26 protein-coding genes are annotated in these 24,403 nt (G+C 71.7%); 12 read left to right on the forward strand and 14 right to left on the reverse strand.

The genetic code is table 11. From position 1 onward, the window contains the following. Window positions 1–50: 50 nt before the first annotated feature. From ABT137_RS24365 to zapE, 5 genes are all read right to left on the reverse strand, one after another. Window positions 51–887, reverse strand: coding sequence for a slipin family protein (locus tag ABT137_RS24365; RefSeq protein WP_351712585.1), 837 nt, complete (start codon window positions 885–887; stop codon window positions 51–53). Between the two features lie 143 nt (window positions 888–1,030). Beyond that, window positions 1,031–2,485: a SulP family inorganic anion transporter gene (locus ABT137_RS24370; RefSeq protein ID WP_351712252.1), complete on the reverse strand. Its 1,455-nt coding sequence runs from the start codon at window positions 2,483–2,485 to the stop codon at window positions 1,031–1,033. Window positions 2,486–2,493: 8 nt separating this feature from the next. Further along, window positions 2,494–3,072, reverse strand: coding sequence for a carbonic anhydrase (locus ABT137_RS24375; protein ID WP_351712254.1), 579 nt, complete (start codon window positions 3,070–3,072; stop codon window positions 2,494–2,496). Between the two features lie 102 nt (window positions 3,073–3,174). Continuing rightward, window positions 3,175–3,573: a hypothetical protein gene (locus tag ABT137_RS24380; protein ID WP_351712256.1), complete on the reverse strand. Its 399-nt coding sequence runs from the start codon at window positions 3,571–3,573 to the stop codon at window positions 3,175–3,177. 204 nt (window positions 3,574–3,777) lie between these two features. Continuing rightward, on the reverse strand, window positions 3,778–4,884 hold the full coding sequence (gene zapE, locus ABT137_RS24385) for a cell division protein ZapE (protein WP_351712258.1): 1,107 nt from the start codon (window positions 4,882–4,884) through the stop codon (window positions 3,778–3,780). A 37-nt stretch (window positions 4,885–4,921) separates the two neighbouring features. Between zapE and ABT137_RS24390 the strand changes: the two genes are divergently transcribed. From ABT137_RS24390 to msrB, 4 genes are all read left to right on the forward strand, one after another. After that, a complete protein-coding gene (locus ABT137_RS24390; RefSeq protein WP_351712260.1) occupies window positions 4,922–5,773 on the forward strand; it encodes a pyrimidine reductase family protein in 852 nt (283 codons plus the stop codon). Window positions 5,774–5,925: 152 nt separating this feature from the next. After that, a complete protein-coding gene (locus ABT137_RS24395) occupies window positions 5,926–6,399 on the forward strand; it encodes an indole-3-glycerol phosphate synthase (RefSeq protein WP_351712262.1) in 474 nt (157 codons plus the stop codon). Window positions 6,400–6,595: 196 nt separating this feature from the next. Further along, the gene (gene murC / locus ABT137_RS24400; RefSeq protein ID WP_351712264.1) at window positions 6,596–7,984 is read left to right on the forward strand and encodes a UDP-N-acetylmuramate--L-alanine ligase; all 1,389 of its coding nucleotides are present in this window, start codon (window positions 6,596–6,598) and stop codon (window positions 7,982–7,984) included. 13 nt (window positions 7,985–7,997) lie between these two features. Next, window positions 7,998–8,405 (forward strand): peptide-methionine (R)-S-oxide reductase MsrB, encoded by a 408-nt coding sequence (gene msrB, locus ABT137_RS24405; RefSeq protein ID WP_351712266.1) that lies wholly within the window; start codon window positions 7,998–8,000, stop codon window positions 8,403–8,405. Window positions 8,406–8,420: 15 nt separating this feature from the next. On the opposite strand, the gene ABT137_RS24410 is transcribed toward msrB, so the two are convergent. After that, complete coding sequence (locus ABT137_RS24410) at window positions 8,421–9,656, reverse strand: MFS transporter (protein WP_502984571.1); 1,236 nt, start codon at window positions 9,654–9,656, stop codon at window positions 8,421–8,423. Between the two features lie 104 nt (window positions 9,657–9,760). Here ABT137_RS24410 and ABT137_RS24415 point away from each other — a divergent pair, with 104 nt between their 5' ends. Together ABT137_RS24415 and ABT137_RS24420 are read left to right on the forward strand one after the other, a co-directional pair. Beyond that, a complete protein-coding gene (locus ABT137_RS24415; protein WP_351712270.1) occupies window positions 9,761–10,132 on the forward strand; it encodes an ArsR/SmtB family transcription factor in 372 nt (123 codons plus the stop codon). Between the two features lie 58 nt (window positions 10,133–10,190). Next, window positions 10,191–11,474, forward strand: coding sequence for a PP2C family protein-serine/threonine phosphatase (locus ABT137_RS24420; protein WP_351712272.1), 1,284 nt, complete (start codon window positions 10,191–10,193; stop codon window positions 11,472–11,474). A 128-nt stretch (window positions 11,475–11,602) separates the two neighbouring features. Here ABT137_RS24420 and ABT137_RS24425 read toward each other — a convergent pair whose 3' ends face one another. Both ABT137_RS24425 and ABT137_RS24430 read right to left on the reverse strand, forming a co-directional pair. Continuing rightward, window positions 11,603–13,051 (reverse strand): sensor histidine kinase, encoded by a 1,449-nt coding sequence (locus tag ABT137_RS24425; RefSeq protein ID WP_351712587.1) that lies wholly within the window; start codon window positions 13,049–13,051, stop codon window positions 11,603–11,605. Between the two features lie 59 nt (window positions 13,052–13,110). Next, a complete protein-coding gene (locus ABT137_RS24430; RefSeq protein ID WP_351712274.1) occupies window positions 13,111–13,806 on the reverse strand; it encodes a response regulator transcription factor in 696 nt (231 codons plus the stop codon). Window positions 13,807–13,957: 151 nt separating this feature from the next. Between ABT137_RS24430 and ABT137_RS24435 the strand changes: the two genes are divergently transcribed. From ABT137_RS24435 to ABT137_RS24445, 3 genes are read left to right on the forward strand one after another with little or no spacing between them, the layout of a single operon-like run. Beyond that, window positions 13,958–15,295: a ferredoxin reductase family protein gene (locus ABT137_RS24435; protein ID WP_351712276.1), complete on the forward strand. Its 1,338-nt coding sequence runs from the start codon at window positions 13,958–13,960 to the stop codon at window positions 15,293–15,295. A gap of 10 nt (window positions 15,296–15,305) precedes the next feature. After that, window positions 15,306–15,713, forward strand: a complete 408-nt coding sequence (locus ABT137_RS24440; protein WP_351712278.1) for an FMN-binding protein — start codon at window positions 15,306–15,308, stop codon at window positions 15,711–15,713. A gap of 4 nt (window positions 15,714–15,717) precedes the next feature. Further along, entirely contained in the window at window positions 15,718–16,458 is a 741-nt protein-coding gene (locus ABT137_RS24445; protein WP_351712280.1) for an FAD:protein FMN transferase, read from the forward strand. A gap of 14 nt (window positions 16,459–16,472) precedes the next feature. Here the strand turns inward: ABT137_RS24445 and ABT137_RS24450 are convergent, their stop codons facing one another. The 4 genes from ABT137_RS24450 to ABT137_RS24465 form a co-directional block, all read right to left on the reverse strand. Next, window positions 16,473–17,162 carry an NAD(P)H-dependent oxidoreductase gene (locus ABT137_RS24450; protein ID WP_351712282.1) on the reverse strand — a complete coding sequence of 230 codons (690 nt, stop codon included), beginning with the start codon at window positions 17,160–17,162 and terminating at the stop codon, window positions 16,473–16,475. Window positions 17,163–17,229: 67 nt separating this feature from the next. Further along, complete coding sequence (locus ABT137_RS24455) at window positions 17,230–17,562, reverse strand: ArsR/SmtB family transcription factor (protein ID WP_351712284.1); 333 nt, start codon at window positions 17,560–17,562, stop codon at window positions 17,230–17,232. A 118-nt stretch (window positions 17,563–17,680) separates the two neighbouring features. Beyond that, complete coding sequence (locus ABT137_RS24460) at window positions 17,681–19,786, reverse strand: ArnT family glycosyltransferase (protein WP_351712286.1); 2,106 nt, start codon at window positions 19,784–19,786, stop codon at window positions 17,681–17,683. Beyond that, window positions 19,783–20,628, reverse strand: coding sequence for a dolichyl-phosphate beta-glucosyltransferase (locus ABT137_RS24465; protein ID WP_351712288.1), 846 nt, complete (start codon window positions 20,626–20,628; stop codon window positions 19,783–19,785). The genes ABT137_RS24460 and ABT137_RS24465 overlap by 4 nt, the downstream gene beginning before the upstream one ends. A 243-nt stretch (window positions 20,629–20,871) precedes the next feature. On the opposite strand from ABT137_RS24465, the gene ABT137_RS24470 reads away from it, so the two are divergent. The 3 genes from ABT137_RS24470 to ABT137_RS24480 are packed head-to-tail and all read left to right on the forward strand — an operon-like array spanning window position 20,872 to window position 23,311. Then, window positions 20,872–22,002, forward strand: coding sequence for an ABC transporter ATP-binding protein (locus ABT137_RS24470; RefSeq protein ID WP_351712290.1), 1,131 nt, complete (start codon window positions 20,872–20,874; stop codon window positions 22,000–22,002). Beyond that, the gene (locus ABT137_RS24475) at window positions 21,999–22,649 is read left to right on the forward strand and encodes an ABC transporter permease (protein WP_351497229.1); all 651 of its coding nucleotides are present in this window, start codon (window positions 21,999–22,001) and stop codon (window positions 22,647–22,649) included. The genes ABT137_RS24470 and ABT137_RS24475 overlap by 4 nt, the downstream gene beginning before the upstream one ends. Beyond that, window positions 22,646–23,311: an ABC transporter permease gene (locus ABT137_RS24480; protein ID WP_351712292.1), complete on the forward strand. Its 666-nt coding sequence runs from the start codon at window positions 22,646–22,648 to the stop codon at window positions 23,309–23,311. The genes ABT137_RS24475 and ABT137_RS24480 overlap by 4 nt, the downstream gene beginning before the upstream one ends. Window positions 23,312–23,380: 69 nt before the next feature. Here ABT137_RS24480 and ABT137_RS24485 read toward each other — a convergent pair whose 3' ends face one another. Together ABT137_RS24485 and ABT137_RS24490 are read right to left on the reverse strand one after the other, a co-directional pair. Next, complete coding sequence (locus tag ABT137_RS24485; protein ID WP_351712294.1) at window positions 23,381–23,977, reverse strand: GTP-binding protein; 597 nt, start codon at window positions 23,975–23,977, stop codon at window positions 23,381–23,383. Next, a complete protein-coding gene (locus ABT137_RS24490; protein ID WP_351712296.1) occupies window positions 23,964–24,374 on the reverse strand; it encodes a DUF742 domain-containing protein in 411 nt (136 codons plus the stop codon). Before ABT137_RS24490 ends, ABT137_RS24485 begins: the two co-directional genes overlap by 14 nt. Between the last annotated feature and the right edge of the window lie 29 nt (window positions 24,375–24,403).

Consider the following 24,403-nt stretch of genomic DNA (forward strand, 5'->3'; position numbering starts at 1 on the left):
TCGGTATGTCCGATTTTCCGGGATGGCGCGACGGGTGGTACGGCGCCGCGTCACCCGGGCGGCGGCCCTGTCCGCACGGTGCTCTCGCCGATCTCGGCCGGGGTGCCGCCGTTCGGCCCCGGCTGCTGCCCGCCGGCCCGCTCCAGGAACCGCAGCAGCTCCACCGGGAACGGCAGGACCAGGGTGGAGTTCTTCTCGGCCGCCACCGCCACGATCGTCTGCAGCAGCCGCAGTTGCAGGGCCGACGGGGTGGCCGCCATCTGCTGGGCCGCCTCCGCCAGCTTCTTCGAGGCCTGGAGCTCGGCGTCGGCGTTGATGATCCGGGCCCGGCGCTCCCGGTCTGCCTCGGCCTGGCGGGCCATCGAGCGCTTCATCGTGTCCGGCAGGGACACGTCCTTGATCTCTACCCGGTCCACCTGCACGCCCCAGCCCACGGCCGGGCTGTCGATCATCAGCTCCAGGCCCTGGTTGAGCTGCTCGCGGTTGGAGAGCAGGTCGTCCAGGTCGCTCTTGCCGATGATGGACCGCAGCGAGGTCTGGGCCATCTGCGAGACGGCGAACTTGTAGTCCTCGACCTTGATCAGCGCGCTCACCGCGTCGACCACCCGGAAGTAGACGACCGCGTCCACGCGCACGGTGACGTTGTCGCGGGTGATGCCCTCCTGGGCGGGGACCGGCAGTGTGACGATCTGCAGGTTGACCTTGTGCAGCCGGTCCACGAACGGGATCACCAGATTGAAGCCGGGCGTCCGCACGTCACCGGAGACGCGGCCGAGCCGGAACAGCACGCCCTGCTCGTACTGCTTGACGACCCGAGCACCGGCGGCCAGGTACAGCGCGCCGACGCACAGCGCCACCACCACCGCGACCAGCAGGTCCTGAACCATCACGACCCCCAGGTAAAGAGGTCCGATATGTCTGTTGATGTAACAATATGCCCGTCGGGGCGGTCGGGGCCACGACCCCAGGCAGCTGGTCCGGGCCGGGATGCCGAGGGGCGTCGGCACCCCGGCCCGGGGCGGCCGCCGGTTCAGGCGGCCGTGACCCTCACCGGCTCGGTGTCCGCGTCGCTGTGCCGCTGGGCCCAGCTCTCCAGCGCGGTCCGGCAGGCGTGATCGAGGTGGTGCAGCCCGGAGAGGTCCACCCGGATCGGGCGGTCCTGGGGCAGCGCCTCCAGGCTGTCGAGGATCTTCGGCAGCCGCAGGAAGGTCGCGTTGCCCGACAGGTGGGCGTCGATCGGTCCCGAGCCCTTGTCGACGACCTCCAGTTTCAGGTGCGAGGCCTCCCAGGCCGTCTTGACGATCGACAGGGCGAGCCCGATCAGCACACCCTCGAACATGCTCACCGCGACGATCGACACCGCCGTGACGACGAGGATGAGCGCCTCGCCCCGGTGCTCACGCCACAGCACGGCCAGCGCACGCACCGGGATCAGCTTGGCGCCCGAGTAGACCAGGATTCCGGCGAGCGCCGGGATCGGTATGTACCCCAGCACTCCCGGCAGCAGCGCCGCGAAGAGCAGCAGCCAGACGCCGTGCAGCACCCGGGACGCCTTGGTGCGGGCGCCCGCCTGGACGTTGGCCGCGCTGCGCACGATCACCGCGGTCATCGGCAGTGCGCCGAGCACCCCGCAGAGCGCGTTGCCCGCGCCCTGGGCGATCAGCTCCTGGTTGTACCGGGTGCGCGGACCGTCGTGCAGCCGGTCCACGGCCGCCGCGCTGAACAGCGACTCGGCGGACGCGATCAGCGTGAACGCGACGATCGTGCCGATCACTCCGGCGCTCGCCAGTTCGCCGAAGGCGCTCAGCGGGGGCGGCTGGACGGAGTCCAGCAGTCCGTGCACCTCGACGGTGGCGACCGGGAGGCTCAGGGAGAAGGCGGCCAGGGTGGCGAGACCGACGGCGGCCAGCGGTCCGGGGACCGTCCGCACCTTCGCCGGGGCGTACTTCCACAGCACCAGGACCGCGATCGTGCCCGCGCCGAGGGCGAGCGAGGCCAGTGCCTCGCCGTCCCCGAGGGCGTCCAGGAACGCCCCGGGCAGTCCGGCTATCTTGCCGGGGCCGGACTCGGGGGCCTTGGCGGCCAGCGCCGGATACAGCTGTCCTGCGATCAGCACCAGGCCGATTCCGGCCAGCATGCCCTCGACGACCGACACCGAGATGGCCCGGAACCAGCGCCCCAGCCGCAGGACGCCCATGGTGATCTGGAGGACGCCGGTGGCCAGCACGATCACGCCGAGCAGCGGGAGTCCGAACTCCCGCACCGCCTCGAAGACGAGCACGGTCAGGCCGGCGGCCGGCCCCGACACCTGAAGGCTGCTGCCTCGCAGCATCCCGGTGACGAGACCGCCCACGATGCCGGTGACCAGGCCGAGTTCGGCCGGGACACCGGAGGCGACGGCCACGCCCACGCAGAGCGGGAGCGCGACCAGGAACACGACGAGAGAGGCGGCGAAGTCCTGGCGTATGTAAGGGAATTTGGTCATCGTGGCGCTCACAGGGCCTCGAAGGTGTCGGTGCCGGCGCGGTGTTCGCGCACGGCACCGGTGTGGACCTCGTAGTACCAGCCGCGCAGGGTCAGTCCGCCCTCCGCCAGCTTCCTGTCGATGAAGGGGTACGAGCGCAGCCGCAGCAGCTGGGCGAGCACGTGGTTCTGCACGCCCTCGGCGACGGCCGGGTCCTCGGCCGCCCCGCTCGGACGCGGTTCGGCGCCCGCCAGCCAGTCCCGTACGGCGGGTACGGCGGTCAGGTCGTCGCCGCGCACCAGCGCGCCGACGGCACCGCAGTGCGAGTGTCCGCAGACGACGATGTCGCGGACGCCGAGCACCTCCACGGCGTACTCGATGGTGGCCGCCTCGCCGGTGGGGTGGACCGAGGCGTACGGCGGGACGATGTTGCCCGCGGTGCGCAGCTCGAAGAGCTCGCCCGGGCGGGCGCCGGTGATCAGGGCCGGGACGACCCGGGAATCGGAGCAGGTGATGAAGAGCACCTGCGGGGACTGGCCTTCGGCGAGCCTGGCGAACTCCTCAGGGCGCTGTCCGAACGTACGGGCGTTGTCGATGAGGGGCTGCATGGTGTGTGGACTCCTCCTGGCGCGCTACAGCGGCGCGTCGGGCTTGCACGACGTTTGTGGGGGGGGGAACGGCATGGAGAACCGGGGGCAGAGCCCGTTCCGTCAGCAGCGGAAGACCTGAAGCGTGGCCGGTGAGTGGGCTCTCGACGCTCTCGACGTGCGGTGGTGCCTGGCTGTGGGAGGCACCGAGGTGCGTATGGCCTCGGTGTGCCGCGTGCTGGGCGGACGGTCGTCCGTCCAGCCGGCGGTGGCGCTGCGATGGCGGTCGGCGTTCCGCGGCGGGCCGGGCGGCTCGCCGCAGAGGCCGTGGAGGTCGCGGAGGGTGTGCGAGCCGGCGCGCACGGCCTTCGCCGAGGACTGCGGCCCGGGCTGGGCTTTGGCCTCGACATGACTGAGGGTGTGCGCGGCTGCGAAGGTTGCCGCAGGAGCGAAGAACTGGACGGCGAGCAGGGTGGCGGCCAGGAGCGAGAGCACGGTCCGGGCCGTCGTACCTCGGAACATGAGCCCCCCTCGCGGCAGTTCACGCCTCTTGTGTACATCAAGCACAGGTCAATGGTTGGTCAAGAAACACGTTAACCCTGCAAAGTTGTTTGCAGGGTTAACTCGGTGTTGCGAGCCGAAGAGAGCGTGAAAAGTGCCGGTGGTGTGGCCTGATCGGACTCTTGACCTGGGGAGCTTGATCACATAAAGGCCGGTCGGCAGGGTCTACTCGGGGGCGACGAGCCCCTTGGCGTCCCTGGCCAGGGCGGTGAGCCGGGATATCGCGCGGAAGTACTTCTTCCGGTAGCCGCCGTTCAGCATCTCCTCGCTGAACAGCCGGTCGAAGGGCAGCCCGGAGGCCAGGACCGGGACCTCGCGGTCGTAGAGCCGGTCCGCGAGGACCACGAGCCGCAGCGCGGTCGACTGGTCGGGCACCGGCTGCACGTCCGTCAGGCAGACGGCGCTCAGGTCGTCGGTGAGCGCGCCGTACCGGCTGGGGTGCACCTTGGCCAGGTGGTCCAGGAGGTGCGGGAAGTCGTCGAGCGAGGCGCCCGGGGTGGCGTACGCCGCCTTCGTCACCTGTTCGTCGGAGTAGGGCGCCGGCGCCTCGGGCAGGCCGCGGTGGCGGTAGTCCTCGCCGTCGATGCGCAGGGGGCGGAAGTGGGCCGACAGGCCCTGGATCTCGCGCAGGAAGTCGGCGGCGGCGAACCGGCCCTCGCCGAGCTTGCCCGGCAGGGTGTTGGAGGTGGCGGCGAGCGCGACACCGGCGTCCACCAGGCGGCCCAGCAGCGTCGACACCAGGACCGTGTCGCCGGGGTCGTCCAGTTCGAACTCGTCGATGCACAGCAGGCGGTGGCCGGAGAGGGTCTGCACGGTCTGCTGGAAGCCGAGGGCGCCGACCAGGTTGGTCAGCTCCACGAAGGTGCCGAACGCCTTCAGGGCGGGCTCGGCGGGGGTGGCGTGCCAGAGGGAGGCGAGCAGGTGGGTCTTGCCGACGCCGTACCCGCCGTCGAGGTAGACCCCGCGGGGCCCGGCCGGCGCCTTGGGCGCCTTCGCCTTCCCGAAGCCGAAGAAGCCGCGCCTGCCGCCGGCCACCGCGTGCGCCCCGCCGAGACCGCCGGCGAACCCTTCCAGGACCCGTACGGCCTCGGTCTGGCTCGGCTGGTTCGGGTCCGGGAGGTAGGTGGCGAAGCGGACCGAGTCGAAGCGGGGCGGCGGCACCATCTCGGCGACCAGCCGGTCCGCGGGGACGTGCGGGGAACGGGTGCACAGGGACAGCGGGGCCGCGTCGGTTATGGGGCTGACCTCGGATGCGGCGGGAGAAGACGACACGGTTACCCATGCTAGTTGCCGTGCCACACTGCACGACATGCGACGCCTGTTCCCTGTGACCGAACAAACAGCAGCCCAGGCCTCCGGCGGTCCGGCCGGTGCCCCCGGCGGTCCGGCCGACGGGGTGCGGCCCGGGGGCGGGGCTGAGGGTTCCGGTTTCCTCGACCGGGAGTGGAGCCTTGCCGAGCTGGCCCTTGCCTATGCCTACCCCGAGTCCGCCGGGCGGGAGGCGTGGCTGCGGGCCAACATGGTGTCCACGCTCGACGGGGCCGGGCAGCACGACGGGCGGTCGCAGCCCATCTCCGGCGCGGCCGACATGCGGATCTTCGGCACCCTGCGCGGGCTCGCGGACGTCGTCGTCGTGGGCGCGGAAACGGTGCGGCAGGAGGGGTACCGGCCGGTGCGCGAGCGGGCGGAGTTCGCGGGCGCCCGGGACGCGGCCGGCCAGGCCGTGGTCGCCGCGGTCGCCGTCGTCACCGCGAGCCTCGACCTCGACCTCTCGCTCCCGCTGTTCACCTCGCCCCTCGTGCCCACGCTGATCCTGACCGGCGCGGCCGCCGCCCCCGACCGCGTCGCCGCCGCCGAGAAGGCCGGCGCCCGCGTGGTGGTCGCCGGTGACGGCGCCGGCGTCGACCCCGCCCGCACGGTCCGCGCCCTGGCCGGCCTCGGCCACACCCGGCTGCTCACCGAGGGCGGCCCCCGGCTGCTCGGGCAGTTCGTCGCCGCCGGTGTCCTCGACGAGCTGTGCCTGACCGTCTCCCCGATGCTCACGGCGGGGAACGCGCAGCGGATCGCCGGGGGGCCCGGTGTCGCCGTACCCCGACGCTTCGAACTAGTGTCCCTCCTGGAAGAGGCCGGATTCCTGTTCGGTCGCTATCGCCGGTCCTGAAATCAGCGGAATATTCCGTTCCGCTTACCTTCCGGCGGGCAAACTGAATCCGGCAGTACCCGTGCGATCGCGGGGCAGGATGGTTTCCGCAGGGGTGCCGGCCCCACGGAGGACAGAGGGTCGAGCGGCCCTCTAGGGAGAAGAGGCGCCTGGTGTTCACAAGCGTTCTGATGATCGAGAAGGCCCTGACGTCCGCCGACGTGGAGTTCGTCACCACCTTGCACGGGGACGAGCAGGTCGCCTTCCACGTGCTGCTCCAGCCGCGCGGCGACCAGGCGGACCGCCTGCTGCGGGCCATCGACGACATCGCACTCGGCGAGCTCGACGAGGCCACGCGCGAGCGGGAGACGCCGGAGGGGGACGCGGCGAAGGGGCCTGCGGAGCAGGCGCTGGACGTGTCCCTGACGGCCCTGCGGGCGGCGGGCAGCACGGCGGAGGGGCGGATGGTCGAGGACCACCCGCTGGACGCGCTGCGGAAGCTGGTGGAAGAGGTGGGCGCGGACGAGGTGATCGTGCTGACCGATCCGCACTATGTGGAGGAGTTCTTCCACCGGGACTGGGCGTCGCGGGCGCGGCACAAGGTGGGGGTGCCGGTGCTGAAGCTGTTCTCGCACAGCAAGGCGTAGGCGCCGTTGGGGGTGCGGTGCGTGGGCGGGTGCGGGTGAGTCGTGGCTCGTCGCGCAGTTCCTCCCCCAGCCTTCGGCCGGGGGTACCCCCAGCGCCCCTTTGGGTTGGCGGGGCTCGCGTCCCCTGCAAAGGTGCCCGTGCTCCAGCACATAGGCTAGGGCTGCTTTCGCACGTCACCGTCTCTGGGAGAAACACATGGCACCCGGCCTTCCTTCCGCCATGGAGCGACCGCACTTCATCGGGATCGGCGGCGCCGGGATGTCGGGGATCGCCAAGATCCTCGCCCAGCGCGGTGCCGAGGTGGCCGGGAGCGACGCCAAGGAGTCGGAGACCGCCGAGGCGCTGCGGGCGCTCGGTGCGACCGTGCACATCGGGCACGCGGCCGGGCACCTCGCCGACGACGCCAGCTGTGTCGTCGTGTCGTCGGCGATCCGGAAGGACAACCCCGAGCTGGCCCGCGCGGCCGAGCTGGGCGTCCCGGTGGTGCACCGCTCGGACGCCCTCGCCGCCCTCATGGACGGCCTGCGTCCGATCGCGGTCGCCGGCACGCACGGCAAGACCACCACCACGTCCATGCTCGCGGTGTCCCTGACCGCGCTGGGCCGCAGCCCCTCGTACGCCATCGGCGGCGACCTCGACGCCCCCGGCTCCAACGCCCTGCACGGCGACGGCGAGATCTTCGTCGCCGAGGCGGACGAGTCGGACCGCAGCTTCCACAAGTACGCGCCCGAGGTCGCCATCGTCCTCAACGTGGAGCTGGACCACCACGCCAACTACGCCTCGATGGAAGAGATCTACGAGTCCTTCGAGACCTTCGCCGGCCGGATCGTGCCCGGCGGCACGCTGGTGGTCAACGCCGACCACGAGGGGGCGCGCGAGCTGACCCGGCGGGTGGCGGGGAAGGTCCGGACGGTGACGTACGGTGAGGCCGCGGACGCCGACGTGCGGGTGCTCTCCGTCGTACCGCAGGGCCTGAAGAGCGAGGTCACCGTCCTGCTGGACGGCACCGAGCTGACGTTCACGGTGTCCGTGCCCGGCCGGCACTACGCGCACAACGCCGTCGCCGCGCTGGCCGCCGGTGTGGCCCTGGGGGTCCCGGCCGCCGAACTCGCCCCCGCCCTGGCCGCGTACACCGGGGTCAAGCGGCGCCTCCAGCTCAAGGGCGAGGCGGCCGGCGTCCAGGTCATCGACTCCTACGCCCACCACCCGACCGAGATGACCGCGGACCTGGAGGCCATGCGCGCCGCCGCCGGGGACGCCCGGATCCTGGTGGTCTTCCAGCCGCACCTCTTCTCCCGCACCCAGGAGCTGGGCAAGGAGATGGGCGACGCGCTGGCCCTCGCGGACGCGTCGGTCGTCCTCGACATCTACCCGGCCCGTGAGGACCCGATCCCCGGGGTCACCAGCGAGCTGATCATCGAGGCGGCCCGGGCGGCCGGTGCCGACGTCACGGCCGTGGCCGACAAGGACGAGGTCCCCGCCGTGGTCGCGGGAATGACGAAGCCCGGTGATCTGGTTCTCACCATGGGCGCGGGCGATGTGACCGACCTGGGCCCGAGGATCCTGGAACGCCTGGCGAAGTGAGGGGCTGAGAGTCATGTCGTACGACGTCGAGAAGCCGGACGAGCAGTGGCGGGCGGAGCTGTCGCCGGCCGAGTACGCCGTGCTGCGTCAGGCGGCGACCGAGCCGGCCTTCAGGGGTGAGTACACCGACACCAAGACCAAGGGTGTGTACTCCTGTCGCGCCTGTGGTGCCGAGCTGTTCACCTCCGGCACGAAGTTCGAGTCCCACTGCGGGTGGCCGAGCTTCTACGACCCGAAGGACACCGACGCGGTCGAGCTGATCGAGGACCGCACCCACGGGATGGTGCGTACCGAGGTGCGCTGCGCGCGCTGCGGCTCGCACCTCGGGCACGTGTTCGAGGGTGAGGGGTATGCGACCCCGACCGACCAGCGGTACTGCATCAACTCGATCTCGCTGCGGCTGGCCGCCGACGAGAGCTGAGTCCGGCCGGGCCCGTCATCGGACGGGCCCGTGGGCCTGGCGGCGGGTGGCGAGAACCACCAGGCCGCCCGCGACGGCCAGGCCCGTCAGGACCGCCGCGAACACGGTGGCGCCGTCGGTCAGTCCGACGGCGTCGCTGAGATAGCCGGCCGACACCGGCAGCAGACCCGCCGGGACGTAACCGCCCACGTTGAGCGCCGCGTTGGCCTCGGCGAGCCGCTCTGCCGGGACGCTGTGGTTGAGCAGCGAGAGTCCGCCGAGCTGCCCCATGCCCTGGCCGGCCCCGGCCAGCAGCGCGGAGGCGATCAGCACGGGGACCGACGAGGTGCGCACGGCGGTGGCCAGCGCGAGCATGCCGAGCGTGGTGCAGGCGGCGCCGGCGGCCAGGATGGTGTGCCGGGGCAGCTTCCGCACCGCGAACTGCACCCCGGTGGCCGTCAGGAACATCACGAACGCCATGGACCCGGCGACGATCCGGCTGGTGGTGCCGAGCAGACCGGACAGCAGCGACGGGCCGAGCGAGAGCACGAACGAGGTCGCGGTGATGCCGGGCGCGAACACCGCGATGCCGAGGGTGAGTTGCCGGCCGTCGCCGCGCGGGACGCCGGGGACGCGGATCCAGGCGCCCCTGGCAGGGGTGGCGGGGCGGCGCACCGGCATGCGCAGCACGGCGAGGACGGCGGTGGCGAGCAGCACCGTCTCCACCACGAACACGGTGACGGTGGGCCCCGGCAGGGTCTCGGACAGGACGCCCGCGAGGAGCGGGCCGAGACCCGCCCCGAAGACCATGGCGCAGGAGGCGAGCAGGGCCGCGAGCCGCTTGCGGTGCGGCCCGGCCACGTCCGTCACGGCGGCCATGCCCGCGGAGACCACCGCGCCGACGGCGATGCCGGTGAACAGCCGGGCCACGATCAGCGCGGCCACGCTCGACGCGGTCGCGAAGATCACACAGGCGGCCAGTGCCAGCCCCAGGGCGGGCAGCAGGACCGTCCTGCGGCCGAGCCGGTCGGAGACGACGCCGGAGACGAGCAGCGACCCGAGCAGGCCGACGATGTAGCAGGCGAAGATCACGGTCAGGGTGCCCTTGGAGAACCCGATCTCGCGCTGCCACAGCACGTACAGCGGCGTCGCCGCGTTGGACAGGACGAAGACCGCCGTCACCGGCCAGGCGGCCAGCCACACCCACCGTAAGGGCGCGGGTTTCCGCGGTCCGGCCGCCGCTTCCCGAGGCACCGTTCGACTCTCCGGCATGACAGGTCCCTTCCCCGGATTCAGTACGAGTTTTCTCGAACATAGCATGCAGTACGATCGGAGTCGTACAAGGGAATCGAGTGCGAGGATGCGAGGAGTCGCTCATGTCGGTACGGGTGCCGGACTTCAAGGTGCTGCCGGAGCCGGCGGATCTGCCCGCGCCGCTGCCCGAGCCCGCGGTGGCGGACCTGCGTCTGGAGACGGTGCTGGGTGCGCTGAGCGATCCGCTGCGCCTGCGCATCGTGCAGAAACTCCTGCTGGAGTCCGAGCGGTTCGACCACACCTGCGGATGGTTCGGCTTCGACCGCCCGAAGTCCTCGCTGACCCACCACTTCAAGGCCCTGCGCGAGGCGGGCGTCACCCGGCAGCGCCAGTACGGGCTGGAGCGCCGCAGCCAGGTCCGCGTCGACGATCTCGACGCGCGCTTCCCCGGCCTGCTGGATCTGGTCGCCGCATGGACGCCGGACGGGGGCTGACACCGAGCGCCCGCAGGTGTCTGGTGCCCGGATCGGCGCAGTTTGAGATTCTGTGAGGGTGTCGGGTGTCGCGCGATGGTTCCAGGGCCGTAGGGGACCCGCGCCCGCCGACGGCCCGGACGGACCGGACCGGCTCGCTGCGGGCGCCGACCCCGCCGCGCCGTTCAGGGCGTTGCGCATGGCGTCGGCCGGCATCGGCACCAGCCTGGACGAGTCCACCACCTGTACGGAACTGACCCGGGCGGCGGTACGACTGGCCGGCGGCTGCGCGGCCGTGATGCGGCGGATCGGCGACACCGTCTCCGGCTACGAGTCGATCACCGGCGACGCCGACCTGCTGCCCGACGCCCGCTGGGCCACCGCGGTCGCCCGGGACGCGGGCACCCCGGCGGCCGACAACTGGGTGGACCCGTGGCTGTCCCGCCCGGTCGGCAGCCACACCCGCCCGGCCCTGTGCGCGCCCCTGACCAGCGGCTCCGACCAGTACGGCGTCCTGGTCTGCGCCCGCGAGGGGGCGGCCTTCGCCCGTGCGGAGGCCGAACTGCTCGCCCTCGTCGCCGAACGCGCCGCCTCCCACATCCGGCACGCCCGCGAGTACGACCAGGTCAACCGCACCGCCGGCGACCTGCAACGCGCCCTGCTCTCCGAGCCGGGCCGGCCGCACCCGAACCTGGACGTGTCGATCCGCTACCTCCCGGCCGGCGGGCGGGTGCTGGTCGGCGGCGACTGGTGCGAGACCGTACGGCTGCACTTCGGGCGCACGCTGCTCGTCGTCGGCGACGTGATGGGGCACGGCCTGGAGGCCGCCGTCGACATGAACGCGTACCGGTCCTCCCTGCGCTACATCGCCTCCTCCGAGCTGCCGCCGCACCGGGTGCTGCGCCAGATGGACGACATCGCCGCCACCGAGGCGGACCGAAGGCCCGCCACCTGTCTGCTGGTACGCGTCGATCCCGGCCGCGGTCAGGTCACCCTGGCCAGCGCCGGCCATCTGCCGCCCGCGCTGATCACCGGGGACGGCAACACCGGACTCCTGCAGGTCCCCGTCGGCCCGCCGCTGGGAACCGGCTTCGGCGGCTACGAGTCGGCCACCCACCGGCTCGAACCCGACGAGGCGCTGGTGCTCTTCACGGACGGCCTGGTGGAACACCGCGGTGAGGACATCGACCGCTCCCTGCACCGCCTCGCCGAACTGCACTTCGCCCCCGCCGTCGACGTCGACGGCCTGCTGGAGTCCATCCTCACCCGCCTGGACGCCCGGCACGCCGAGGACGACGTAGCGGTGCTGGCGGCGCGTCCGCACCCCCGGCAGGGCGGGTTCAGCTCCGTGGAGGAGGCGTGAGGCTGGGCGCTCCGCTGGAAGTGCCGCGATGTGCCGTCAGCCGGCTGCGGCGCCGTCGGGGCTGGTCGCTCCCCCAAGTTCTCGGCTTCGCTCGAACCCGGGGACCCCCAGCGCGGCGGAGCCGCACGTCAATACAGCCCCGCACCCCTTCGGGGCGCTGCCGAACCCGCCGGTTTCCTGGGCAGCGTCAGGGTGAACACCGTGGCGGCCGTGGGGCCGTCGCCCAGCCCGATGGTCCCGCCGTGCGCCTCCACCAGCGCCCGGGCCACCGACAGGCCGAGCCCGCTGCCGCCGCGGTCCCGGCTGCGGGCCTTGTCGACGCGGTAGAAGCGGTCGAAGACCCGGGCCCGGTCGCCGGCCGGGATGCCGGGGCCGTGGTCGGTGACGCTCACCGACGCCGAGTCGGCGGTGACGGCGACCGCGACGGAGACCGGCGTGCCGGTGGGCGTGTGGACGGCCGCGTTGGTGAGGAGGTTGTCCAGGACTTGACGGATGCGGACCGGGTCGAGGCGGAGCGGGACCGGGTCCGGGCCGGCCGTGACCGTCAGGGGGTGGTCGGCGTGGGCCGCGCGGAAGGCGTCGGCGGCCTCCCGGACCAGTTCCGTCAGGTCGGTGTCCTCCAGCCGCAGCGGGGTCTCCACCTCGGCCGCGTCGAGGCGGGCGAGGAGCAGCAGGTCGTCGAGGAGGATGCCCATCCGGGCGGCCTCCGCGCGCAGCCGGGCCAGGTGCTTGTCGCGTTCCTCGGGCTCGTTGGCGGCGGCGTACTGGAAGAGGTCGGCGTAGCCGCGTACCGACATCAGCGGGGTGCGCAGCTCGTGCGAGGCGTCCGCGACGAAGCGGCGCAGCCGCTGCTCGGCCTCGGCACGCACGGCCAGCGAGTCGTCGATGTGCTCCAGCATCGTGTTGAACGCGGTGCGCAGCTCCTCGACCTCAGGGCCGCCGCCCCGCTTCGCCGCGCGCAGCGGCAGCCGGGCCGCCGACTCCGTCAGGTTGTGCGAGGCGATGCCGTGGGCCGTGTGCGCCATGTCGCTCAGCGGTTCGAGACCGTGCCGCAGCAGTCGGCGGCCGAGCACCACCAGCGCCAGCAGCGCCAGCCCGAACGCGACCACCTGGACCGTGACCAACTGCCGTACCGTGGCGTCCATGCTGTCCGTCGGCGCCCCGCTGACCAGCACCACCCCCGGCTCCACCTCGCAGCCGCGCAGCCGGTACTCGCCCTCGCCGGTCAGGTCCTTGGTGCGCAGCACCTCGGTGCCCGCGGCGATCTGCGCCTTCGCCACCGAGGTGAGCGGGGCGATGTCCGCGGGCAGGTCGCTGCTCTCCTCGGGCTTGCGCAGCACCGGGGTGCCGTCCGAGACGTCGTACACGGCGTAGTACCAGTGGTAGTACTTCTTGCCCTGGAGCGTGCCGTTCTGCGCGATGCTCTTGGACTGGGCGACCTGGGCCAGCCCCAGCTGGTCGTCCAGCTGGGCCGACAGGTAGTCCCGCATGTACATCGTCAGCGACGTGCCGACGACCGCGAACACCACCAGCGCCAGCGCCCCGAGCCCCAGCGCCAGCCGGGTGCCCAGCCGCATCGTCCGGTACGAGCGCCGCAGCCGGCCGATCCGGAGCAGGCCGGTCCGCAGCCGGGCGATCACTCCGCCGCCTGCTGCCGTATGACGTACCCGAAGCCGCGCACGGTGTGGATGAGCGGCTCCCCGCCGTCCTCGTCCATCTTGCGGCGCAGCCGGCTGACCACCAGCTCCACCACGTTCGAACGGCCGCCGAAGCCGTACTCCCACACGTGGTCGAGGATCTGCGCCTTGGTTAGCACGGTCGGCGACTTGCGCATCAGATAGCGCAGCACCTCGAACTCGGTCGGGGTCAGGGAGAGCAGCCGGTCGCCGCGGCGGACCTCGCGGGTGTCCTCGTCCATCGTCAGGTCGGCGACCCGCAGGACCGAGCGCTGGAAGCCGGGACCCGCGCTGCGCCGCAGCACCGTGCGCAGCCGGGCCATCAGCTCCTCCACCGCGAACGGCTTGACCAGGTAGTCGTCCCCGCCCCGGGTCAGCCCCGCGACCCGGTCGGCGACCCCGTCGCGGGCCGTGAGGAACACCACCGGCACCATCGTCCCGGAGCGCCGCAGCCGGTCGAGCACGCCGAAGCCGTCGAGGTCGGGCAGCATCAGGTCGAGCACGACGATGTCCGGCCGGAACTCGGCGGCCCGCGCCAGCGCGTCCTCACCGGAATACGCGGTCACCGCGTCCCAGCCCTCGTACCGCGCGACCGTCGCGACCAGGTCGGCGATCGGCGGGTCGTCGTCCACGACGAGGAGTCGTACTTTTTCCACCCGCTCATACTGCGGCACGTGGCCGCGGACGCCAGACCCGTGCTCGCACAGAAAACACATCGATAACCAGTTGAAAGCGGCCCGACAGGAAAACGACAGCGGCCGCGGGTGAAGCTCGACTCCCAGGACCCGATCAAGGAGCTGCCCACCCGTGACGACCGTCCAATCACCCCCTGCGCCCCCCACGGCGATACGCCCCAGGGTGGTGGCCCGCACGGGCCTGTACGCCGTGCTCGCCGCGAACGTGGCCGTGGTCGCCTACTTCTTCGCCCAGGCGGGCTTCGCCTCCAACGCCCTGATCGTCATCGGCCGCTTCTTCGGCCTCTACGGCGCCCTCGTCATGGCCTTCCAGCTGGTGCTGGTGGCCCGGCTGCCCTGGCTGGACCGGCGGATCGGCATGGACCGGCTGACCTCCTGGCACCGCTGGACCGGCTTCGCCCTGCTCTGGACGCTGCTCGCGCACGTCGTCTTCATCAGCTTCGGCTACGCCGACGGCGCGGGCGTCGGCCCGGTCGGTGAGCTCGTCGACCTCGCGGAGACGACGGAAGGCGTGCTCCGGGCCGTGGTCGCGCTGGGCATCATCCTCGTGGTCGGCGCCGTCTCGGCCCGCTACGCCCGCCGCCGGCTCGCCTACGAGACCTGGCACTTCATCCACCTGTACACCTACGTGGCCGTGGTGCTGGCGTTCAGTCACCAGGTCGCGGTCGGTACGACCTTCACGGCGTCGTCCGTCGCGAAGACGTACTGGTACGCGGTGTGGGGAGTGGCGCTCGGCGCGGTGGCCCTGGGCCGCCTGGTCCTGCCGCTGTGGCGCAACTACCGGCACCAGTTCCGGGTCTCCGCCGTCGTTCCCGAGTCGGACAACGTCGTCTCGGTGTACGTCACCGGCCGCGACCTCGACCGGCTGGGCGCCCGGGCCGGGCAGTTCTTCCTGTGGCGGTTCCTCACGAAGGACCGCTGGTGGCAGGCCAACCCGTTCTCCCTCTCCGCCGCCCCCGACGGCCGCACCCTGCGCCTGACCGCCAAGGCGGCCGGTGCCGGCAGCGCCGGCCTGCGCCACCTCAAGGTCGGCACCCGCGTCTTCGCCGAGGGCCCCTACGGCGCCTTCACCACCCTGCACCGGCAGAAGCCGGAGTCCCTGCTCATCGCGGGCGGCGTCGGCGTCACCCCGATCCGCGCCCTCCTGGAGGACCTCGAAGGCCACGCGGTCGTCATCTACCGCGTCGGCACCGACCGGGACGCCGTCCTCTACGACGAACTCCGTGACCTCGCCGTCGCCAAGGGCGCCGAACTCCACCTGGTCACCGGCCCGCCCGTCCCCGACAAGCTGGCGCCGCGCGAACTGGCGCGGCTGGTGCCGGACATCGCCGACCGGGACGTCTTCCTGTGCGGGCCGCCGCCGATGATGAACGCGGTCCTGCGCACCCTGGGGGACCTGGGCGTGCCCAAGCCGCAGATCCACTTCGAGCGTTTCAGCCTGGCGGGATGAGAGAGACACCGTGAAGCGAGCCATTCCTGTCGTCGTCCTGAGCATCGCGGGCCTGGTCCCCGTCTGGCGCTACGAGCCGTCCATCGGCGGTACGACGACCTCCACCGCCGAGCCCGCCCCCGCGCCGTCGGCGACCTCGACCACCGCCTCGGGCGCGGCCGGGACCGTCGTCAAGGGCACCACCGTCAACACGGACAAGGGCCCCGTGCAGGTCCAGGTGACCTTCTCCGGAGACAGGATCTCCGCGGTGACGATGCTCCAGCAGCCGAACCATCCGCAGACGGCGGCCGCCGTGCCGGTGCTGGTGTCGGAGACACTGAAGGCACAGAGCGCGGACGTGGACACCGTGTCCGGGGCGACGATCACCAGTGACGCCTACAAGGAGTCCCTCCAGGCCGCGATCGACGCGAAGGGCTGAGCGGATGCGGCGGGTCGAACACGTCATGGGCTTCCCCGTGTCCCTGCGGACGGACGGCGAGGGGGACTTCGAGGAGGCCGCCGACGCCGTCTTCGCCTGGCTGCGCGCCGTCGACGAGCGGTTCAGCCCCTTCCGGCCGGACAGCGAGGTCTCCCGGCTCGACCGCGGGGAGATCACCGCGTCCGAGGTGAGCCCGGACCTCGCCGAGGTGCTCGCGCTGTGCGAGGAGTACCGGCTGGCGACCGGGGGCGCGTTCGACGTACGGCTGCCGGGGCGGGGCCTTGACCCGTGCGCGGTGGTCAAGGGCTGGTCGGTGCAGCGGGCGGCGGACCTGCTGTCGGCGGCCGGGGCACGCCGGTTCGTGCTGAACGCCGGCGGTGACGTGGTCGCCGCCGGCGGGCCCTGGCGGGTGGGGGTACGGCACCCCGAGCACGCCGACCGGCTGTGCACGGTCCTCGAACTCACCGACGGGGCGGTTGCCACCTCCGCCCGCTACGAGCGCGGCGACCACATCATCGACGGCAGGACCGGGCGCCCGGCGACCGGCCTGCTCAGCCTGACGGTCGTCGCCCCCTCGCTGACCGAGGCGGACTCCGTGGCCACGGCCGCGTTCGCGATGGGCGCCGAGGGCGTCGGGTGGGCCGCTGCCCGCCCGGGCTGCGAGGTGTTCGCCGTGGACGCCGGCCGGCAGGTGCTGCGGACGGCGGGCTTCCCGGTCGCGGGGGAGCAGCCGGCGGCAGCCTGACGGGCCCCGGCGGTTCAGCGGACGGGGGAGGGGAGCTCCGCCGCGATGCGTGCGACGGACTCTCCGGCCGCGTCCAGGGCCGCCGTTCGCTCCTGGTCGGTCATGCGGGCCGGTGCGTGGGTGACCACCGGATCGAGGACCTGGAAGCCGACGAACTCCAGCATCCCGCGGCGGATGTGGAACAGGAAGTCGTCCAGCGCGCCGAAGGCGCCGCCGGGCCGGAACGCCTCGCCGGACCCGCCGGTCGTGAGCAGCAGTACCGCGCGCTTTCCGGCGAGGGCCCCGTCGTCGAAGAGCCCGTGCTTCCCGCCGAAGACCTCGCCCATCACGAAGACCCGGTCGATCCAGCCCTTGAGGACGGCGGGCAGCGAGAACCACCACAGCGGGAACGACAGCACGAGCAGGTCGGCGGCGAGCAGCCGGTCGAGATGGTCCCGGACGGCCGCGTCGAGCGTCCCCTCCGCAACTGCCCGCATCTGTTCGGCCTGCGGCTTGAACGGACCGTCCACCGGTGCGAACTCCTCGCGGCCGAGGACCGGGGCCCAGCCGTCGGCGTAGAGGTCGAGGACGTCGACCCGGTACCCGGCTTCGCGCAGGACCCGGGCGGCGGTGGTCATCTGGGCGGTGTTGAACGAGCGGGGCTCGGGGTGAGCGTGCACGATCAGGGCGACGGGCGCGGCATCGGCAGCATCGGAGGTCGACATGAGGAGATCATATCGACATATTGCGATGCGTCAATCTGAGGTGCCGATCGGAGGTCTGGGGTGTCGATCAGAGGGTGGTGCCGATCGCCTCCGCCAGCTGTGCCAGCCGCTCCTCGTCGCGCCGGTAGTGGGTGAACTTGCCCACCCGGGTGGGGTGCACGAGCCCGGCCCGTTCGAGGGTGCTCATGTAGCCGGAGACCGTCGACTGGGAGAGTCCGGACTTGGCCTGGATGTGCATGACGCACACGCCGACCGACCGGCGGTCCGCGATCGGCTCGTACGCGGCGAAGTGCGTGTCGGGATCCTTCAGCCACTGCATGATCTGCAGCCGGGCCGGGTTGCCGAGGGCCTTGAACACCTCGATCAGGCCGTCCGGGTCCAGTTCCGCCGTCGCCGCCATGTGCCACCGTTCTCGTCGATCACTCCGACACACCACGATATCTCGATGCAAAGTCGGAGCGGGTGGGCCGCCGGCAGGGAACACCGGCGGCCCACCCGCTCCGGGGGGAGAGAGGGGCTCAGCCCACGTCGGAGGCGTCCAGGCGGTACAGGCCGCTGTACGCGCTCACGGCAGTGCCGTGCTTCTTCACCCAGGTCGCGATCTCCGAGTTCGTGCCCTGGCCGCCGTCGCTGCTGACGACGACGTAGTGCAGCTTGCCGGCCTTCACCAGGCTCTTGAGCTTGGCGAGGGTCATCGCGTTGTCGCTGCCGGACCAGCCGCCCATCGAGATGACGGGCCGGCCGGACTCCAGGATGATCGAGGACGCGGTCTGGTCGGTGGCCACCGCGACCAGCCAGGTGGCGCCGTCCTGGTGCTTCTTCAGGTACGCGATCATCGCGGAGCTGACCTGGCTGCCGCCGCCCATGCCCCCGGCGGTCCGGCCGGACTGCGACTGGCTGCCGGAGTCTGTGCTGGAGCCGGTTCCGGTGCCGGTTCCGGTGCCGGTGCCGGTGCCGGTGCTTCCCGTCCCGGTCGGCGGCTGCCCCATGGACTGCCCGCCGGAGCTGCCGGAACCGCTCGGGGCGGTACCGCTCTTGCTCCCGCTCGGCGCGCTCCCGCTCGGGCGCTGGCCACCGCCGCCGCCCATACCGCCGCCGGTGTTCGGCCCGGCCGTCGGGTTGGTGCCGTTGCTGCTCGCGGTCGTGGCGGCCGAGACGGAGTAGGCGGCCGGGCCGGCCAGCAGGGCGACGACCGCCGCCACCGCCGCGAGGCCCAGCAGCCGCTGCCGCTTCATGAACCGCCCGACCACCAGCCCGGCCACCGCCACCGCACCGCCCAGCGCGACCACCGCCTCGGCGACCGTGTACACCGCGCCGGAACCGGAGACCCGCTGGAGCAGGACGACCGCCCAGACGGCGCTGGCGGCCACGGCCGCCGGAAGCACCCAGCCCCACTTCGCCGCCGAGCCGTCCCGGAAGGCCTTGTGGAGCATGACCCCGCCCGCGCCGGCCAGGGCGGCGATCCCCGGCGCCATGGCGGTGACGTAGTACGGGTGGAAGGTGCCCTCGGCGAGGGAGAAGGTCAGGAAGTGCAGGACGAACCAGCCGCCCCACAGCATCAGCGCGGCCCGCCTGGCGTCGGTGCGCGGCGCCCGGCCGCGCAGCACCAGGCCGCCGACGAGGGCGATCGCGGCGAACGGGATCAGCCAGGAGATCTGGCCGCCCATGATGTCGTTGAACATCCGGTACAGGCCCGAACTGCCGCCGAAGCTGGCGCCGTTGCCGGCCGAGCCCACAGAGGAACTCGCCCCGAAGATCCGGCCGAAGCCGTTGTAGCCGATGACCAGGTCCCAGACCGTGTTGTCGGTGGAGCCGCCGATGTAGGGCCGCGAGGAGGCCGGGATCAGGTCGACGATCACCATCCACCAGGCGCTGCTGACGACCAACGCGGCCGTGGAGACGGCGAGATTGCGGATGCGCCTGCCCAACGACGCGTCCGCGGCCCACAGATAGACCAGGAAGAACGCGGGCAGCACGACGTACGCCTGCATCATCTTGGTGTTGAACGCGAAGCCGATCGCGACCGCAGACCAGACCAGGGGCAGCAGCCTGCCCGTTCGCACGGCCTTCAGCAGCGCGGCCGCGCCGAGCAGCATCAGGAAGACCAGGACGGGGTCGGGGTTGGTGTCGCGGTTGATGGCGACGGTGATCGGCGTGAGGGTGAGGACGAGGGCGGCGATCGTGGCCGCCACGACCCCGAAGTCCCGCTTCACCAGCCGGTACAGCAGCGCCACCGAGCCGACGCCGACGGCGACCATCGGCAGCAGCAACTGCCAGGAGCCGTACCCGAAGACACGGGCGGACAGTCCCATCACCCACAGGGCGAAGGGAGGTTTGTCGACGGTGATGAAGCTGCCGGCGTCCAGGGCGCCGAAGAAGAACGCCTTCCAGCTCTTGGTGCCGGAGTAGACCGCCGCGTCGTAGAAGGTGTTGCCGGTGACGGAGGTGAGGTTCCAGGCGTACAGGGCCGTGGCCAGGAGCAGGATCGCCCACAGGGCCGGGCGGGCCCAGCGCGGGTCCTCGGGGGCGCCCAGGAAGAGCCTTCTGGCGCGGGAGACCGGCGGGGCGGCGGCCCGGTGCCGGCCGTCCTGGACCGGGGCGGGCGGTGGGGCGAGGGTCGTCATGACGCGTACTCCATGGGCTCGACGGCGGTGGCTGCCCCGGCGGGCAGGGCCGTGACGTTCTGGGGGACGGTGGTGCGGCGGGGTACGGCGTGGATGCGGGTGCGGCCGGTGACGGTGGCCCGGAACATGCGGGCCATGCCCTTGAGGTCGTCGACGGCGGTACGGACGATGTCGACCCGGCTGTCGGGGTCGTCGACCCAGTCGACCGGGACCTCGTGCAGGCGCAGCCCGTTGCGCTGGGCGAGCACGAGCAGTTCGGTGTCGAAGAACCAGGCGGTGTCCTCGATGTGCGGGGCGAGAGCGCGGAACACCTCGGTGCGCACGGCCTTGAAGCCGCACTGCGCGTCGGAGAAGCGGGCGCCGAGGCCTGCCTTGAGGAGCAGGTTGTAGGAGCGCGAGATGAACTCCCGCTTCGGGCCGCGCACCACCGCCGACTGCGGGTGCAGCCGGCTGCCGACGGCGAGGTCGCTGTGTCCGGAGAGGAGGGGCGCGACCAGGGGCAGGAAGCCTTCCAGCCCGGTCGAGAGGTCGACGTCCATGTAGGCGACGACGTCGGCCGTGGACCGGCTCCACACGTGCTTCAGGGCGCGGCCCCGGCCCTTCTGCTCCAGCCGCTGTGCGTGGACGTGCGGCAGGCGCAGGGTCAGGTCGGTCGCCACCGTCCAGGTGGCGTCCGTGCTCGCGTTGTCCGCGATCGTGATGCGGAACGGGAACGGGAAGGAGTCTTCGAGGTATGCGTGGAGACGGCCGATGCTGCCGGCGAGGACGTGCGCCTCGTTGTACACCGGCACCACGATCTCGACCGACCGGCGCCGGACGCCTCCCGCGTTCGTTTCGTTCATGGCCATGACGATCCGGGCGCTGTCTGGGGCGGTCCTGAGGCTTCACTGAGCGAGGAATGAGAATCAGGGAACTCACAGGTGTCGCACAGCGGGCCTCGGTCAGGTCACAAACTGAAGAGGATCAGTCAGTCGCCAAAGTGCTGAAACACTTCCGGTTTAAACTCTGTCCACAACTGCCTGCGCCACGGCGACCGTGGTCGATAACTGGGCACTTTCTGGCAAACCCGAAGGGTATTCGGCGTTTTGATACGGATAGATTCAGTCACCAAGCGGTACCCGGACGGTACGGTCGCCGTCGACCGGCTCTCCCTGGAGATACCGGATCGCTCGATCACCGTCTTCGTCGGCCCTTCGGGCTGTGGCAAGACGACGACCCTTCGGATGATCAACCGGATGGTGGAGCCCAGCGAGGGCCGTATCCTCCTCGACGGCGCCGACATCCAGGCACAGCCGGTCAACACCCTGCGCCGGTCGATGGGTTACGTCATCCAGAACGCCGGTCTCTTCCAGCACCGCACCATCATCGACAACATCGCCACCGTGCCCCGGCTGCTCGGCTGGAGCAAGCAGCGGGCGCGGTCCCGGGCGGCCGAGCTGATGGAGCGGGTGGGGCTCGACTCCGCGCTCGCCAAGCGCTACCCGTACCAGCTCTCCGGCGGCCAGCAGCAGCGCGTCGGAGTGGCCAGGGCGCTCGCCGCCGACCCGCCGGTGCTGCTGATGGACGAGCCGTTCTCCGCCGTCGACCCCGTGGTCCGCAAGGGACTCCAGGACGAACTTCTGCGTATCCAGGGCGAGTTGGGCAAGACCATCGTCTTCGTCACCCATGACATCGACGAGGCGATCAAGCTCGGCACGATGGTCGCCGTGATGCGCACCGGCGGCCACCTCGCCCAGTTCGCGCCGCCCGCCGAACTGCTCACCGACCCCGCGGACGCCTTCGTCGAGGACTTCCTCGGCGCCGACCGGGGCATCCGGCGGCTGTCCTTCTTCCCGTCCGCGGCCCTGGAGCTGCAGACCGCCCCGATCGTCGCGATCGACGCCGACGCCACCCGGCTCGGCGCCCGCGCCACGGCCGACGCCCCCTATCTCCTGGTGACGGACCTGGACGGCAGGCCGCTCGGCTGGGGCGAGCCGCGGGCCCTCACCGCCGGGTCGATCCGCCCGGAGCAACTGGTCCCGTACGGGCGGCCCTTCGTCCCCGGCCGGGACTCGCTGCGCGCCGCCCTCGACGGTTCCGTCCTCTCGCCGACCGGCTGGGCCGTGGCCGTGGACGGCGAGGGACGCGCGGTCGGCGTCGTCTCCCAGCAGGTCATCGGCGCCGCGATCCGCACCGCGCACGCCGAGGGCCGCGACGACGCGAAGGTCGGGGGATGAGCGGTTTCTTCGACATCCCGAGCGACCTCCAGAACACCTACTTCGGACTGATCGGCCTGCACCTGCGCGAGGCCCTCATCCCGGTTCTGGCCGGCCTGCTGGTGTCCCTGCCCATCGCCCAGCTCTGCGTGCGCTTCCGCTGGCTGTACCCGCCGGTGCTGGGCGTGACCACGATCCTGTACGCCATCCCCTCCCTGGCCTTCTTCGTCGTCCTCATCGACTACACGGGCCAGACCGAGACGACGGTGATGATCCCGCTCGCGGTGTACAGCCTGGTGGTCCTGGTCCCGGCGATCGTGGACGGCGTCCGCTCGGTCCCGGCCGAGACCCTCGCCGCCGCCACCGCGATGGGCCTCGGCCCCGTACGCCGTTACTTCCAGGTGCAGTTGCCGATCGCCGTCCCCGCGATCATCGCGGGCCTGCGGGTGGCCACCGTCTCCAGCATCTCCCTGGTCAGCGTCGGCATGCTGATCGGCAACCAGGGCGCCCTCGGCAACCTGCTCAACGACGCGAACATCTACCACCGCCCCGAACTGGCGGTGAACTCGGTCGTGACCACCGCCGTGCTGGCCATCCTGGCCGACGCCGTCCTCGTCCTCGTACGCCGTGTGCTGACGCCCTGGATGCCGAAGGAGAGCACTCGGTGAACGTCCTCAACTTCATCCACGCCTTCTTCAGCGACAGCAGTCACTGGCACGGCTACGACGGCATCCCCACCCGCCTCTGGGAGCACATCCAGTACTCCCTGGAGGCGCTGGCCTACGCGGCGGTCATCGGCCTGCCGATCGGTCTGATCACCGGCCACTACGGGCGCGGCGGCAACACCCTCGCCCTGATCGCCACGGCCGGCCGGGCGCTGCCCAGCTTCGGCCTGCTGGTGCTGATGTTCATCTGGCTCGGCTTCGGCATGCTGCCGGTGATGATCCCGCTGGTGATCCTCGCCGTACCGCCGATCCTGGTCACGACGTACGAGGCGATGCGCTCGGTCGACCCGTCCCCGGTGGACGCGGCGCGGGGCATGGGCATGCCGGAGGCGCGCGTCCTCTTCCAGGTCGAACTCCCGGTCGCCCTCCCGCTGATCCTCAGCGGCCTGCGCTCGGCGGCCATCCAGATCGTCTCGACGGCGACGATCGCGGCGTACGTCAGCCTGGGCGGCCTGGGCCGCTACATCATCGACGGCCTGTACCAGAAGAACTACGAGAAGGTCGTGGGCGGCGCCACGCTGGTGGCTGCGATGGCCCTGGCCACGCTGGGGATTTTCTGGGCCATAGCCCGATTGACGGTTTCTCCCGGAGTACGGAGGGGATAACGCGCCCCTCAGGGGCGCGGGGAACTGCGCGCTCAGCCACATCCGGCCCGCAGTTCCCCACCCACCGCACTACCCCCCATTACGCGCCAGCGCCAGTTCCAGCACGACGAGCAGCGCATCCCGAACAGAACCCCGTTCACGGGCGTCGAAGACGACCAGCGGCGTCCCCTCAGCGACGTCCAGGGCCCACCGCACCTCGTCCAGCGTGTGCTCGACGCGGCCGTCGAACGCGTTGATCGCGACGGCGAACGGAATCCCCTTGTGCTCGAAGTAGTCGACCGCGGCATAGCAGTCGTCCAGGCGACGCGTGTCAACGATGACGAGCCCGCCGAGCGCGCCCTCCACGATGTCGTCCCACATGAAGCCGAACCGTTCCTGCCCGGGCGTGCCGAACAGATAGAGCTTCAGCGTCGGGTCGATGGTGATGCAGCCGAAGTCCATCGCCACGGTCGTGGTCGTCTTGCGCGGGGTGAGCGAGAGGTCGTCCACACCCGCCGCGACCTCGGTGATCGACGCCTCGGTGGTCAATGGCTCGATCTCCGAGATCGAGCCGACGGCGGTGGTCTTGCCCACGCCGAAACCGCCCGCGATGACCATCTTCACCGGCAGCGGCGGCCGTACGGCCGTACGCCCGGCGCCCCGGGTCAGCGAGTCAGTCGGTGTCACGGAGTACCCCTCGGGAGTCGGGGATGGCCCGCAGGCCATCGATAACCCTGCGCAGGACGGACGAGTCGTGGGTGGCCTCGAAGTCGGGCACGTGCACCGTCAGCTGCCCGGCCTCGCGCAGGTCTTCGGCCAGCACCCGGACCACGTTCAGGTGCAGCCGCAGCCGGGCCGCCAGTTCCGCGAGCGACTGCGGAATCCGGCACGCGGCGACGATGTCGTGCTGCTCGAAGGAGAGCCGGTCCAGCACGGCGAGTCCGGCCGCGGTGGCCACCACCTGGGTCTCGACGGGCATCGCCGGTCCGGAGGCGCTGTCCGCCACCCGGCCGGCGGTGACCAGGAACGGCCGTACGGCGGGGGCGGGGCCGACCGGGTCCGGGCCCGGAGGCGGGTCCGCCATGGCTGTGTCTTCCTCTCTCGGCCTTCTCG

The sequence above is a fragment of the Streptomyces sp. NPDC001980 genome (assembly GCF_040296885.1).
In the GTDB taxonomy this organism is placed as follows: domain Bacteria; phylum Actinomycetota; class Actinomycetes; order Streptomycetales; family Streptomycetaceae; genus Streptomyces.

What these genes read in the sequence shown, in the direction of transcription:
- ABT137_RS24415 (WP_351712270.1), top strand. Translation starts at nt 9,761, where the DNA reads ATGTCGGTACGGGTGCCGGACTTCAAGGTGCTGCCGGAGCCGGCGGAT.
- ABT137_RS24445 (WP_351712280.1), top strand. Translation starts at nt 15,718, where the DNA reads ATGCGGCGGGTCGAACACGTCATGGGCTTCCCCGTGTCCCTGCGGACG.
- ABT137_RS24370 (WP_351712252.1), bottom strand. Translation starts at nt 2,485, where the DNA reads ATGACCAAATTCCCTTACATACGCCAGGACTTCGCCGCCTCTCTCGTC.
- ABT137_RS24410 (WP_502984571.1), bottom strand. Translation starts at nt 9,656, where the DNA reads ATGCCGGAGAGTCGAACGGTGCCTCGGGAAGCGGCGGCCGGACCGCGG.
- ABT137_RS24380 (WP_351712256.1), bottom strand. Translation starts at nt 3,573, where the DNA reads ATGTTCCGAGGTACGACGGCCCGGACCGTGCTCTCGCTCCTGGCCGCC.
- ABT137_RS24450 (WP_351712282.1), bottom strand. Translation starts at nt 17,162, where the DNA reads ATGTCGACCTCCGATGCTGCCGATGCCGCGCCCGTCGCCCTGATCGTG.
- ABT137_RS24425 (WP_351712587.1), bottom strand. Translation starts at nt 13,051, where the DNA reads ATGCGGCTGGGCACCCGGCTGGCGCTGGGGCTCGGGGCGCTGGCGCTG.
- ABT137_RS24365 (WP_351712585.1), bottom strand. Translation starts at nt 887, where the DNA reads ATGGTTCAGGACCTGCTGGTCGCGGTGGTGGTGGCGCTGTGCGTCGGC.
- murC (WP_351712264.1), top strand. Translation starts at nt 6,596, where the DNA reads ATGGCACCCGGCCTTCCTTCCGCCATGGAGCGACCGCACTTCATCGGG.
- ABT137_RS24375 (WP_351712254.1), bottom strand. Translation starts at nt 3,072, where the DNA reads ATGCAGCCCCTCATCGACAACGCCCGTACGTTCGGACAGCGCCCTGAG.
- ABT137_RS24490 (WP_351712296.1), bottom strand. Translation starts at nt 24,374, where the DNA reads ATGGCGGACCCGCCTCCGGGCCCGGACCCGGTCGGCCCCGCCCCCGCC.
- ABT137_RS24475 (WP_351497229.1), top strand. Translation starts at nt 21,999, where the DNA reads ATGAGCGGTTTCTTCGACATCCCGAGCGACCTCCAGAACACCTACTTC.
- ABT137_RS24465 (WP_351712288.1), bottom strand. Translation starts at nt 20,628, where the DNA reads ATGAACGAAACGAACGCGGGAGGCGTCCGGCGCCGGTCGGTCGAGATC.
- ABT137_RS24460 (WP_351712286.1), bottom strand. Translation starts at nt 19,786, where the DNA reads ATGACGACCCTCGCCCCACCGCCCGCCCCGGTCCAGGACGGCCGGCAC.
- ABT137_RS24390 (WP_351712260.1), top strand. Translation starts at nt 4,922, where the DNA reads ATGCGACGCCTGTTCCCTGTGACCGAACAAACAGCAGCCCAGGCCTCC.
- msrB (WP_351712266.1), top strand. Translation starts at nt 7,998, where the DNA reads ATGTCGTACGACGTCGAGAAGCCGGACGAGCAGTGGCGGGCGGAGCTG.
- ABT137_RS24455 (WP_351712284.1), bottom strand. Translation starts at nt 17,562, where the DNA reads ATGGCGGCGACGGCGGAACTGGACCCGGACGGCCTGATCGAGGTGTTC.